This is a genomic window from Oceanobacter sp. 3_MG-2023, assembly GCF_030688925.1.
Classification (GTDB): Bacteria; Pseudomonadota; Gammaproteobacteria; order Pseudomonadales; family Oceanobacteraceae; genus Oceanobacter.
The window spans coordinates 154,833-166,298 of record NZ_JAUYVX010000009.1; the positions used below are offsets into that span (position 1 = coordinate 154,833).

24 protein-coding genes are annotated in these 11,466 nt (G+C 50.4%); all 24 read right to left on the bottom strand.

The genetic code is table 11. The annotated features are described in order from the left end of the window. Positions 1-45: 45 nt before the first annotated feature. The gene (gene rpmJ, locus Q8W32_RS10160; RefSeq protein WP_303434736.1) at positions 46-159 is read right to left on the bottom strand and encodes a 50S ribosomal protein L36; all 114 of its coding nucleotides are present in this window, start codon (positions 157-159) and stop codon (positions 46-48) included. Positions 160-179: 20 nt separating this feature from the next. After that, positions 180-1,508 (bottom strand): preprotein translocase subunit SecY, encoded by a 1,329-nt coding sequence (gene secY / locus Q8W32_RS10165; protein ID WP_303434735.1) that lies wholly within the window; start codon positions 1,506-1,508, stop codon positions 180-182. Beyond that, complete coding sequence (rplO, locus tag Q8W32_RS10170) at positions 1,508-1,942, bottom strand: 50S ribosomal protein L15 (protein WP_303434734.1); 435 nt, start codon at positions 1,940-1,942, stop codon at positions 1,508-1,510. The genes secY and rplO overlap by 1 nt, the downstream gene beginning before the upstream one ends. Before the next feature lies 1 nt (position 1,943). Beyond that, complete coding sequence (gene rpmD / locus Q8W32_RS10175; RefSeq protein WP_303434733.1) at positions 1,944-2,129, bottom strand: 50S ribosomal protein L30; 186 nt, start codon at positions 2,127-2,129, stop codon at positions 1,944-1,946. Positions 2,130-2,135: 6 nt separating this feature from the next. After that, the gene (gene rpsE, locus Q8W32_RS10180) at positions 2,136-2,660 is read right to left on the bottom strand and encodes a 30S ribosomal protein S5 (protein ID WP_303434732.1); all 525 of its coding nucleotides are present in this window, start codon (positions 2,658-2,660) and stop codon (positions 2,136-2,138) included. Between the two features lie 11 nt (positions 2,661-2,671). Further along, the gene (gene rplR / locus Q8W32_RS10185) at positions 2,672-3,022 is read right to left on the bottom strand and encodes a 50S ribosomal protein L18 (protein WP_303434731.1); all 351 of its coding nucleotides are present in this window, start codon (positions 3,020-3,022) and stop codon (positions 2,672-2,674) included. A 10-nt stretch (positions 3,023-3,032) separates the two neighbouring features. Then, positions 3,033-3,566, bottom strand: a complete 534-nt coding sequence (rplF, locus tag Q8W32_RS10190) for a 50S ribosomal protein L6 (RefSeq protein ID WP_303434730.1) — start codon at positions 3,564-3,566, stop codon at positions 3,033-3,035. A gap of 9 nt (positions 3,567-3,575) precedes the next feature. Beyond that, entirely contained in the window at positions 3,576-3,968 is a 393-nt protein-coding gene (rpsH, locus tag Q8W32_RS10195) for a 30S ribosomal protein S8 (RefSeq protein WP_303434729.1), read from the bottom strand. 77 nt (positions 3,969-4,045) lie between these two features. After that, the gene (gene rpsN / locus Q8W32_RS10200) at positions 4,046-4,351 is read right to left on the bottom strand and encodes a 30S ribosomal protein S14 (RefSeq protein WP_303434728.1); all 306 of its coding nucleotides are present in this window, start codon (positions 4,349-4,351) and stop codon (positions 4,046-4,048) included. 10 nt (positions 4,352-4,361) lie between these two features. Continuing rightward, positions 4,362-4,901 carry a 50S ribosomal protein L5 gene (gene rplE / locus Q8W32_RS10205; protein ID WP_303434727.1) on the bottom strand — a complete coding sequence of 180 codons (540 nt, stop codon included), beginning with the start codon at positions 4,899-4,901 and terminating at the stop codon, positions 4,362-4,364. Positions 4,902-4,919: 18 nt separating this feature from the next. Then, positions 4,920-5,234, bottom strand: coding sequence for a 50S ribosomal protein L24 (gene rplX / locus Q8W32_RS10210; RefSeq protein ID WP_303434726.1), 315 nt, complete (start codon positions 5,232-5,234; stop codon positions 4,920-4,922). A 14-nt stretch (positions 5,235-5,248) separates the two neighbouring features. After that, the gene (gene rplN / locus Q8W32_RS10215) at positions 5,249-5,617 is read right to left on the bottom strand and encodes a 50S ribosomal protein L14 (RefSeq protein WP_303434725.1); all 369 of its coding nucleotides are present in this window, start codon (positions 5,615-5,617) and stop codon (positions 5,249-5,251) included. Between the two features lie 33 nt (positions 5,618-5,650). Then, entirely contained in the window at positions 5,651-5,917 is a 267-nt protein-coding gene (gene rpsQ, locus Q8W32_RS10220; protein ID WP_303434724.1) for a 30S ribosomal protein S17, read from the bottom strand. 2 nt (positions 5,918-5,919) lie between these two features. Next, complete coding sequence (gene rpmC, locus Q8W32_RS10225; protein ID WP_303434723.1) at positions 5,920-6,111, bottom strand: 50S ribosomal protein L29; 192 nt, start codon at positions 6,109-6,111, stop codon at positions 5,920-5,922. Then, positions 6,111-6,524, bottom strand: coding sequence for a 50S ribosomal protein L16 (gene rplP / locus Q8W32_RS10230; RefSeq protein WP_303434722.1), 414 nt, complete (start codon positions 6,522-6,524; stop codon positions 6,111-6,113). Before rplP ends, rpmC begins: the two co-directional genes overlap by 1 nt. 12 nt (positions 6,525-6,536) lie before the next feature. Continuing rightward, positions 6,537-7,226: a 30S ribosomal protein S3 gene (gene rpsC / locus Q8W32_RS10235; RefSeq protein WP_303434721.1), complete on the bottom strand. Its 690-nt coding sequence runs from the start codon at positions 7,224-7,226 to the stop codon at positions 6,537-6,539. An 11-nt stretch (positions 7,227-7,237) separates the two neighbouring features. Then, on the bottom strand, positions 7,238-7,573 hold the full coding sequence (gene rplV / locus Q8W32_RS10240) for a 50S ribosomal protein L22 (protein ID WP_303434720.1): 336 nt from the start codon (positions 7,571-7,573) through the stop codon (positions 7,238-7,240). A gap of 13 nt (positions 7,574-7,586) precedes the next feature. After that, positions 7,587-7,862: a 30S ribosomal protein S19 gene (rpsS, locus tag Q8W32_RS10245; protein ID WP_221797397.1), complete on the bottom strand. Its 276-nt coding sequence runs from the start codon at positions 7,860-7,862 to the stop codon at positions 7,587-7,589. 17 nt (positions 7,863-7,879) lie between these two features. Continuing rightward, complete coding sequence (gene rplB / locus Q8W32_RS10250) at positions 7,880-8,707, bottom strand: 50S ribosomal protein L2 (protein ID WP_303434719.1); 828 nt, start codon at positions 8,705-8,707, stop codon at positions 7,880-7,882. A 12-nt stretch (positions 8,708-8,719) separates the two neighbouring features. Further along, entirely contained in the window at positions 8,720-9,016 is a 297-nt protein-coding gene (rplW, locus tag Q8W32_RS10255; RefSeq protein ID WP_303434718.1) for a 50S ribosomal protein L23, read from the bottom strand. Beyond that, positions 9,013-9,615, bottom strand: coding sequence for a 50S ribosomal protein L4 (gene rplD / locus Q8W32_RS10260; RefSeq protein WP_303434717.1), 603 nt, complete (start codon positions 9,613-9,615; stop codon positions 9,013-9,015). The genes rplW and rplD overlap by 4 nt, the downstream gene beginning before the upstream one ends. A gap of 3 nt (positions 9,616-9,618) precedes the next feature. Beyond that, the gene (rplC, locus tag Q8W32_RS10265) at positions 9,619-10,251 is read right to left on the bottom strand and encodes a 50S ribosomal protein L3 (protein ID WP_303434716.1); all 633 of its coding nucleotides are present in this window, start codon (positions 10,249-10,251) and stop codon (positions 9,619-9,621) included. Between the two features lie 95 nt (positions 10,252-10,346). Beyond that, complete coding sequence (rpsJ, locus tag Q8W32_RS10270) at positions 10,347-10,655, bottom strand: 30S ribosomal protein S10 (protein ID WP_036535225.1); 309 nt, start codon at positions 10,653-10,655, stop codon at positions 10,347-10,349. Positions 10,656-10,866: 211 nt separating this feature from the next. Continuing rightward, a partial coding sequence (locus tag Q8W32_RS10275; protein WP_305414808.1) for an EF-Tu/IF-2/RF-3 family GTPase occupies positions 10,867-11,466 on the bottom strand: 600 nt, incomplete at its 5' end.

Genomic DNA, 11,466 nt, shown 5'->3' on the forward strand with positions numbered 1-11,466 from the left:
GTAAATGCAAGCTACTTGTTAACCACACCCGCCATGCCAGGAGAATTAACCCTGACGTTGTTTGTGCTTGGGATCTGAACAGATCACGCGCACACTGCCGTTTCGACGAATGATTTTACATTCACGGCACATTTTTTTAACAGACGCACGTACTTTCATGACAGTCTCCTAAAATGGTCTCAGCGATTAGCTGAGCCCATATTTTTCAAGTTCGCTTTCTTCATCAGGGATTCATACTGATGCGACATCAGATGAGATTGCACCTGCGCCATGAAATCCATAACCACCACCACTACGATCAGCAGTGATGTACCGCCAAAGTAGAAAGGTACATCGGCTGCTACCACCAGAAACTGGGGCAACAGACAGACGGACGCAATATAGAGGGAACCAAACAGAGTCAGACGACCCAGCACGGTATCAATATACTTGGCAGTTTGAATTCCGGGACGAATCCCTGGAATGAAAGCACCGGACTTTTTCAGGTTCTCGGCCACATCTTTCGGGTTAAACATCAACGCCGTATAGAAGTAACAGAAGAAAATAATACCGGCAGCAAACAATACGATATACAGCGGCTGGCTAGGAGCCAGGGCCAGGCTAATGTCCTGTAGCCATTCCATACCTTCGCCTTGACCAAACCATTGCCCCAGAGATGCCGGGAACAACAGCAGGCTTGAAGCGAAAATCGCAGGAATAACACCCGCCATATTCAGCTTGAGTGGCAGATGGCTGCTTTGAGCACCCATCATTTGACGGTTGCCCATCTGGCGCTTGGCATAATTGATGGTGATGCGGCGCTGTCCCCGTTCAACGAAGACAACAAACGCGATAACCGCGACTGACAAAGCAGCGATAACCAACAACAACAGGATATTCAAATCGCCCTGACGAGCAGATTCAAACGCCTGACCAACCGCACTTGGCAATCCAGCAACGATACCGGCAAAAATCAGAATGGAAATACCATTACCAATACCACGTTCCGTTACCTGTTCGCCCAGCCACATCATAAAGACGGCACCTGCCACGAAGGAAGGTACTGCTGCGATATAAAAATCGATACCAGAAGAGAAGGTGACACCCTGCCCCGCCAGCCCTGCTGACACACCGAACGATTGGACGGTGGCCAGCAAGACTGTGCCGTAGCGGGTGTACTGGGTAATCTTGCGACGTCCCGATTCACCTTCCTTCTTGAGCTGCTCAAGCTGAGGGCTCACCGCCGTCAGCAATTGCATGATAATGGACGCGGAAATGTACGGCATGATACCGAGCGCAAGAATACTCATACGCTCCAGGGCGCCGCCGGAAAACATGTTGAACATTTCCAGGATGGTGCCCTGATTCTGTTCAAACAACCGAGCTAACGCGTCCGGGTTAATCCCTGGTACCGGAATATGGGTACCAATCCGATATACAACAATTGCCAAGAGTACAAACCGGATCCGAGAGAATAATTCTCCCAGACCCTTGTTCATTCCTTGTGGTTGTGAGCCTTGAGTAGCCATTAGTCTTCGACCTTACCGCCTGCTGCTTCAATGGCAGCGCGAGCGCCTTTAGTGACTTTCAGACCTTTAACAGTCACAGCCTTGCTGATTTCGCCAGACAGGATAACGCGACCTTCTTTGAACTTGTCGCCTATCACGTCTGCTGCTTTCAGTGCTGCCAAATCGACAACATCGCCTTCAACCAAAGTCAGTTCGTTGAGACGAATCTCGGCAACGTACTGGGCTTTGCGTGAAGCAAAACCAAACTTTGGCAAACGACGGTGGATCGGCATCTGACCACCTTCGAAACCGGGTGCAACGCTGCCACCTGAGCGAGACTTCATGCCCTTGTGACCACGACCACCGGTTTTGCCCAAACCAGAACCGATACCTCGGCCAACGCGCTTGCGCGTCGGCTTGGAACCAGGAGCTGGACTCAATTCATTGAGGCGCATATTACTCCCCTTCAACCTTAACCATGTATTGAACTTGGTTGATCATGCCGCGAATGGATGGTGTATCTTCCAGTTCAACGGTATGACCAATGCGACGCAGGCCCAGACCTTTCATGGTTTCGCGGTGCTTTGGCAATTTGCCAATAGTGCTGCGAGTCTGGGTAACCTTTACAGTTTTCTTTTCCATATCGAATTACCCCAGAATTTCTTCAACAGTCTTGCCGCGTTTTGCAGCCACCTCTTCAGGTGACTTCATTTGCGCAAGACCATTAAAGGTTGCACGAACCACGTTATTCGGATTGGTAGAACCGTAGCACTTGGCCAGTACGTTCTTGACGCCAACCATCTCCAGTACTGCACGCATCGCACCACCGGCAATAATACCGGTACCTTCAGATGCTGGCTGCATATAAACCTGTGCACCGGAGTGACGGGCTTTGATTGGGTACTGAAGTGTGCTGCCATCCAGCTGCACTGTGATCATGTTGCGCTTGGCTTGTTCCATGGCTTTTTGAATTGCCATTGGAACTTCACGGGACTTACCGCGACCGAAGCCAACACGACCATTACCATCGCCAACCACTGTTAGAGCAGTAAAGGCGAAAATACGACCACCTTTTACTACTTTGGCTACACGGTTAACCTGAACCAGTTTTTCCTGGAATTCACTTTCTGAGCGATCGTTGTTGCGATCGTTATTACGTTCGTTATTTGCCATGATCTTTACCCTTAGAATTCGAGGCCGTTTTCACGAGCCGCGTCAGCCAGAGCCTTGATGCGACCATGGTATCTAAAACCGGAACGATCGAAAGCGACCTTGGTAATACCGGCGGCTTTTGCACGCTCAGCAATCAACTGACCCACTTTCGTGGCAGCACTGACGTTACCAGTTAAATCGTTACGCAGATCTGCTTCTACTGTAGAAGCCGTTGCAAGGACGCTAGCGCCATTGGCAGCGATGATCTGAGCATAAATGTGTCGAGGTGTACGGTGTACACACAGGCGAACCGCGCTTTTTTCACGGATATTTATCCGGGTTTTCTGGGCACGGCGCAGACGAGCTTTTTTCTTCTCATTCATGGCCTAGACCTTACTTTTTCTTGGCTTCTTTACGACGAACAATCTCGTCAGCGTAACGAACACCTTTACCTTTATAAGGTTCAGGAGGACGGTAACCGCGAATTTCAGCGGCGATCTGTCCGACAACTTGTTTGTCGACACCTTTGATTACAACTTCCGTCTGGCTTGGTGTTTCACAAGTCACGCCTTCAGGCAGTTCATAATCAACCGGGTGGGAGAAGCCCAGGGACAGGTTCAGAGTTTTGCCAGAAGACTTGGCACGATAACCAACACCTTGCAAAACCAGTTTCTTTTCAAAGCCAACACTTACACCGGTAACCATATTGTTTACCAGAGCGCGGAACGTTCCCGCCAGAGCATTGGATTGCTTGTCATTCTTTTTCGGAGCGAACTTCAGTTCATTCTCTTCTTGCTGAATATCCACAGCAGTGTGGATAGCCAGTTCCAAGGAACCTTGTTTGCCCTTAACAGAGATCTTGTCAGCGGCCAGTGTAATTTCAACACCAGTCGGGATCTGTACAGGAGCCTTAGCGACGCGTGACATGGTATCCCCTTAAAATACAGTGGCGATAACTTCACCACCGACACCCGCAGCACGGGCGGCGCGGTCAGTCATGACGCCTTTCGAGGTGGATACAATGGCTACGCCCAAACCTGCCTCAACTTTCGGCAGTTGTGCGGAGCCCTTGTACTGACGCAGACCAGGGCGTGATACACGCTGGATGCGTTCAATAACTGGCTTGCCTTCGTAGTATTTCAGATCGATAGTCATAACCGGTTTGGTTGACTCTTCTACTGAAAAACCACTGATATAGCCTTCTGCTTCCAGAACCTGGGCAACAGACGCCTTCATTTTTGAAGACGGCATGCTCACATTCGTATGACCAGCTTGCTGGGCATTACGAATGCGGGTGAACATGTCCGCCAACGTATCTTGCATACTCATTTATATTACCTCTGTTGTGCAGCGGCCTTCAGGCAAAGCCGGGAGCTTATTGCTCCGGCCTTGCATAAAGGGTGTGCTTACCAACTCGCCTTTTTCAGACCTGGCACGTTACCTTTCATTCCCTCTTCACGCAGTTTGATACGTGAGAGTTTGAATTTGCGGTAAACACCGTGCGGGCGGCCCGTTATTTGACAACGACGCTGCTGACGGCTCGCTGATGAATCGCGAGGCAGTTTTTGCAGTGCCTGTTGTGCATTCCAGCGTTCTTCGTCAGAAGAATCCTGGTTACTAATGATTGCCTTGAGTTCAGCACGCTTGGCAGAATATTTCTCTACCAGCTTTTCACGCTTTAACTCACGCTGCTTCATGCTGATTTTAGCCATGATTAACTCCTCAGTTACGGAACGGGAACTGCAGCGCTTTAAGCAAAGCACGGCCTTCTTCGTTGGTTTTGGCTGTGGTGGTGATGGTCACATCCATACCGCGAATCTTGTCTACTTTATCGTAGTCAATTTCCGGGAAAATGATCTGTTCTTTCACACCCATGCTGTAGTTGCCGCGACCATCAAAGGACTTACCGTTAATACCACGGAAGTCACGTACACGAGGCAGTGAGATATCGATCAGACGATCCATAAATTCCCACATACGGTCGCGACGCAAGGTCACTTTACAACCAATCGGCCAGCCTTCACGAACCTTGAAGCCCGCGACAGATTTACGTGCCTTGGTAACAACCACTTTCTGGCCAGCAATCAGTTGCATATCTGCAACTGCGCTGTCCATCAGTTTCTTGTCGCCCAGTGCTTCACCAACACCCATGTTCAGGGTGATTTTGGTGATTTTAGGCACTTCCATAATGTTCTTGTAACCAAACTCTTCTTGCAGCTTGGCTACTACTTCTTGTTTATACAGTTCTTCTAAACGTGACATAGCAGTATCCAGCTCCAATTAGGCGTCGATTACATCGCCTGAGGATTTGAAGATACGTACCTTTTTCTCACCGTCAACCTTGAAGCCAACACGATCGGCTTTTTCAGTTTTAGGGTTCCAGATGGCCACGTTGGAAGCCTGAATACCGGCTTCGCGCTCGATGATGCCACCTGGCTGTTGCAGGTACGGGTTAGGCTTCTGGTGTTTTTTCACCATGTTAACGCCGGTAACGATCAGACGGCCATCTTGCTGTACCTTTTGAACGGTACCGCGTTTGCCCTTGTCTTTACCTGCGATAACAACCACTTCGTCTTTACTACGGATTTTCAACATTTGCATTCCCTCCCTTAGAGCACTTCAGGTGCTAGGGAAATGATCTTCATAAACTTCTCTGAACGAAGTTCACGAGTCACCGGGCCAAAGATACGCGTACCGATTGGCGACAAGGATGCGTTCAGAAGAACCGCAGAGTTGACGTCAAAGCGGATAATTGAACCATCTGCGCGGCGAATACCTTTGCGGGTACGCACTACAACAGCGTTCATTACCTGGCCTTTTTTAACTTTACCGCGAGGAATTGCTTCCTTAACGGACACTTTAATCAAATCACCGATGCCGGCATAACGACGATGCGAACCGCCCAGTACTTTGATGCACTGGACACGCTTTGCGCCGCTGTTATCGGCAACGTCTAGCATGGTTTGAGTTTGGATCATGCCTCTCGCTCCTTAACTGACTCTACCTGGCGATTAAACCTTGGCAGCGCGCTCGTCGATAGTTACCAACGCCCATGTCTTGTTTTTAGACAGTGGGCGTGACTCTTGTACTGTAACGGAATCGCCAATCTGGCATTCGTTATTGGCGTCGTGCGCCATAATCTTGGTAGAACGTTTCACGAACTTTTTATAGATCGGATGCTTTACAAAACGCTCAACCCGGACAGTGATGGACTTGTCCATCTTGTTGCTCACGACACGACCACTCAGGGTACGAACGGATGTTGTGTTCTCAGTCATGATCATTCACCTGCCTTGCTTGCCAGCACAGTTTTAACGCGAGCAATGTCGCGGCGGGTTTGACTCACCAGGTGAGTCTGGCCCAACTGGCCGGTCGCTTTTTGCATACGCAACTTAAATTGTTCGCCTAACAGTTCTAACAGCTGAGATTTCAGCTCAGCCACTGATTGTTCTTTCAGTTCACTTGCTTTCATCACAGCACCGTCCGTTTAACGAATACAGTATCGAAAGGCAGCTTGGCCGCAGCCAGAGCGAACGCTTCACGCGCCAACTCTTCAGGCACACCTTCCATCTCGTAAAGAACACGACCTGGCTGAATCTGGCATACCCAGTATTCAACGTTACCCTTACCTTTACCCATACGAACCTCGAGAGGTTTTTCTGTAATAGGCTTGTCCGGGAACACGCGGATCCAGATCTTGCCGCCACGTTTCACCTTACGGGTCATCGCACGACGTGCTGCTTCAATTTGACGCGAAGTCAGACGACCACGGCCGGTAGCTTTCAGCGCATATTCGCCAAAGCTGACCTTGGAGCCACGAATGGCCAAGCCACGGTTACGGCCGGTCTGGACTTTGCGGAATTTGGTACGTTTTGGTAACAACATAACTCAATCCCCTTATGAACGACCGGATTTCTTCTTACCCTGGCTTTTGGCGCGCTCTCGTACCTCTTGGATACCGCCCAGAATCTCCCCTTTGAAGATCCAGACTTTAACGCCAATAACACCGTAGGTAGTGTGTGCTTCGTAAGTTGCGTAGTCGATGTCGGCACGCAGTGTGTGCAGAGGCACACGTCCTTCACGATACCACTCGGCACGAGCAATCTCAGCTCCACCCAATCGGCCGCTCACCTGGATCTTGATACCTTCAGCACCACCACGCATGGCGTTCTGAACGGCGCGTTTCATCGCACGGCGGAACATAACTCGACGTTCCAGCTGGCTAGCAACGCTCTGGGCAACCAGTTTGGCATCCAGATCAGGTTTGCGAACTTCTTCAATATTGATGTGTACCGGAATACCCATCACTTCGCTCAGGTCCTTACGCAGAACCTCAACGTCTTCACCTTTTTTGCCAATCACAATACCTGGGCGGGCAGTGTGGATGGTGACTTTGGCGTTTTGTGCAGGACGCTCAATGACGACCTTGCTGACTGATGCCTTTTCCAGGCGCTTTTCGATCATGGATCGAACAGCAATGTCAGTCAGCAGATTGTCGGCGTACTTATCCTTACCGGCATACCAGATCGAATTATGATCTTTGACGATGCCCAAACGGATACCGGTTGGATGAACTTTCTGACCCATCTGACCAACTCCTATTTTTCTGAAACTTTCACAGTGATGTGACAAGTGCGCTTGAAGATACGATCCGCGCGGCCTTTCGCTCGAGGGCGAATACGCTTCATGGTCATACCTTCATCAACGAAGATCGTGCTGACATTCAGCTCATCTACGTCAGCGCCATCATTGTGCTCAGCGTTGGCGATGGCAGATTCCAGAACTTTCTTGACCAGTTCAGCACCCTTTTTGGTACTGAAAGTCAGAATTTCCAGAGCTTCATCCACTTTCTTACCGCGGATCTGGTCTGCGACCAGGCGCGCTTTTTGAGCGGACAAGCGAGCACCACGTAAAACAGCGGCTACTTCAGACATACTTCACCCCTTCTTAGCGTTTGGCTTTCTTATCCGCTACGTGACCCTTGTAAGTCCGAGTCAGCGCGAATTCGCCCAGTTTATGTCCAACCATGTCTTCAGTGACGAAAACAGGCACGTGTTGTTTGCCGTTATGTACAGCGATGGTCAGCCCCACGAAATCCGGGAAGATAGTGGAGCGGCGAGACCAGGTCTTGATCGGACGCTTGTCGTTCTTCTCAAGAGCGGCCTCTACCTTCTTCATCAAGTGATGGTCAATAAATGGACCTTTTTTCAATGAACGTGGCACAGTTCAATCCTCTCTAGTTATTTCGCAGAACGACGGCGTACGATCAGATGGTCGGTACGCTTATTCTTACGAGTCTTGTAGCCTTTGGTTGGTACACCCCAAGGAGAAACAGGATGGCGACCACCAGAGGTACGACCTTCACCACCACCATGTGGGTGGTCCACTGGGTTCATTACCACACCGCGAACGGTAGGACGAACACCACGCCAGCGCGTTGCACCAGCTTTACCCAGTTCACGCAAACCGTGCTCGGCATTGCCAACTTCGCCCAGAGTGGCGCGACAGTCAGACAGAACCTTGCGCATCTCGCCGGAGCGCAGACGCAAGGTGCAGTAAGTGCCTTCACGGGCAACCAGCTGTGCAGATGTACCCGCGGAGCGAGCGATCTGACCACCTTTACCAGGCTTCAGCTCGATGTTGTGAATAACGCTACCAACCGGTACGTTACGCAGTGGCATTGCAGAACCTACTTTAATAGGTGCGTGCTCGCCAGAGACGATTTCATCACCGGCACTCAGACCTTTAGCGGCCAGAATGTAGCGACGTTCACCGTCTGCGTATTTCAGCAGGGCAATGTTCGCGCTGCGGTTCGGATCGTATTCCAGACGCTCAACAACAGCAGGAATGCCATCTTTGTTGCGTTTGAAGTCAACGATACGATAGTGATGCTTATGACCACCGCCAATGTGACGAGTGGTAATCCGGCCATTGTTGTTACGACCACCGGACTTGCTGTTCTTTTCAAGCAGAGGAGCAAAAGGTTTACCCTTGTGCAGCTCTTTATTCACGACTTTAACGAGATGGCGACGGCCAGCTGAAGTCGGTTTAGTTTTCACCAATGCCATGACTTGAGCTCCTTATTCCGCGTCAGCGAAGTCGATGTCCTGACCGGCGACCAGGCGAACATATGCTTTACGCACATCGTTACGCTTGCCCATACCGCGTGCAGTACGCTTGGTTTTGCCTTTAATGTTGACAACCTGTACTGACTGAACTTTTACTTCAAACAGGGCTTCAACGGCTTGTTTGATTTCTGGCTTGGTAGCATCAGGAGCCACACGGAAAACATACTGCCCGTGTTTTTCGGCAACCCAGGTTGCTTTTTCAGAAATCTGAGGTGCAATCAGCACCTTGTAAAGGCGTTCACGGATCATGCGTAAGCCTCCTCAAGTTGTTTCAAGGCTTGCACTGTCACCAGGACTTTCTCGAATGCAATCAGGCTCACTGGATCGATCGCTGATGCTTCGGTCACGCCTACATGCGGAACGTTACGAGCGGCAAGATACAGCTTCTCGTCAAGATCCTCAGAGATGATCAATACGTTGCTCAGGTCCAGATCATTCAGCTTGGCAACAAACTCTTTGGTCTTATGGCTTTCAACGCCAAAGGAGTCTGCAACCACCAAACGGTCTTGACGAACCAGCTCGGACAAGATGACCTGCATGGCTGCGCGGTACATTTTCTTGTTCAGCTTTTGATCAAAATCGCGTGGTTTGGCAGCAAATGTAACACCACCAGAACGCCAGATTGGGCTGCTTGAAGTACCCGCACGAGCACGGCCAGTTCCTTTTTGACGCCAAGGCTTGATACCGCCACCGGCGACTTCAGAACGAGTCTTTTGTGCTTTGGTACCCTGACGGCCACCTGCCATATAAGCAGTGACCACCTGGTGAACCAGGGCTTCGTTAAATTCGCGGCCGAAGGTAGTGTCAGAAACAGCTACCGCATTGCCTGCGTTAGTTTTCAGTTCCATCGCTTACCCCTTCGCCTTAACAGCTGGTTTCACAATCACGTCAGAACCTGGAGCACCAGGAACCGCGCCTTTAACCAGCAGCAGGTTGTTTTCCACGTCAACGCGTACGACTTCCAGGCTTTGGGTGGTCTGTTGTTCAGAACCCATATGACCAGCCATTTTCTTGCCTTTCCAGACACGACCAGGAGTCTGACACTGGCCGATAGAGCCAGGTGCGCGGTGTGACAAGGAGTTACCGTGGGTAGCATCCTGAGTACGGAAGTTCCAACGCTTTACGCCGCCTTGGAAACCTTTACCTTTCGTGGTACCAGTAATATCAACTTTCTGACCCGCTTCAAACTGGGTCACCAGAAGTTCGTCACCGGTACTGAAAGATTCTTCAGTACGGAACTCAATAGCGCCTCGACCAGCTTCGACATTTGCTTTCGCAAAATGACCGGATGCCGGTTTGGAAACGCGTGACGCTTTCTTAGCGCCAAAAGTAACCTGAATTGCACTGTAGCCGTCAGTATCGACGGTTTTTACCTGAGAGACGCGGTTTGGCGTTACTTCCAGGACAGTAACAGCAACAGATTGACCTTCTTCGGTAAAGATACGAGTCATGCCCGCTTTTTTACCGACAATACCAATTGCCATTTTAATTACCTCTCGTGTACGGGGCTTGGACCCACTATGGCCGCCTGACATTAGGCGTTACACAGAGCACTGTGTAAGGTTAAGCCTTTTATCTCTTAACCAAGACTGATCTGAACTTCCACTCCGGCAGCCAGATCCAGTTTCATCAGCGCATCAACGGTTTTTTCTGTTGGCTCAACAATGTCGAGCATGCGCTTGTGCGTACGGATTTCGTACTGATCGCGCGCGTCTTTGTTGACGTGCGGAGAGACCAGAACGGTAAAACGCTCTTTACGGGTAGGCAGTGGAATAGGTCCACGCACCTGAGCGCCCGTACGTTTGGCGGTATCGACAATTTCCTGAGTCGAAGTATCGATCAGGCGATGGTCGAAAGCCTTTAAACGGATACGGATTCGTTGGTTCATTACCAAACTCCAAGATTATGTGCAGAGCTCGCTTTCACCCCCAATTCAAGGGGACGCGAATTGTATGCGGCTGTACAAAAAGTGTCAACCGACAAAAATAAAAATGCCACAAAGCTGTGGTGAGACAGGAATACTTTTCGGCAGGATAAAAGCCCCGACAGAGGGGGCTTCTATTCAAGGTCGACATGATGTCGACCTTGAACGTCTGATCTTACTCGACGATTTTGGCTACAACACCAGCACCAACGGTACGACCACCTTCACGAATCGCAAAACGCAGACCTTCGTCCATGGCGATTGGCGCGATCAGGGTAACGGTCAGTTGCACGTTGTCACCTGGCATAACCATTTCAACGCCTTCTGGCAGTTCACATGCACCGGTTACGTCCGTAGTACGGAAGTAGAACTGTGGGCGGTAACCTTTGAAGAATGGCGTGTGACGACCACCTTCATCTTTGCCCAGCACGTATACTTCTGACTGGAACGTGGTGTGAGGCGTGATAGAACCTGGTTTGGCCAGTACTTGTCCACGCTCAACTTCGTCACGCTTGGTACCACGCAGCAGAACACCAACGTTCTCACCAGCACGGCCTTCGTCCAGAATCTTGCGGAACATCTCAACGCCAGTACAGGTCGTTTTGGTAGTTTCCTTGATACCGATGATCGCAACTTCTTCACCAGTACGTACGATACCGCGCTCAACACGACCGGTAACAACCGTACCACGCCCCTGGATAGAGAATACGTCTTCGATTGGCATGATGAAGTCACCATCGATCGCACGCTCTGGCTCTGGGATGTAGGAATCCAG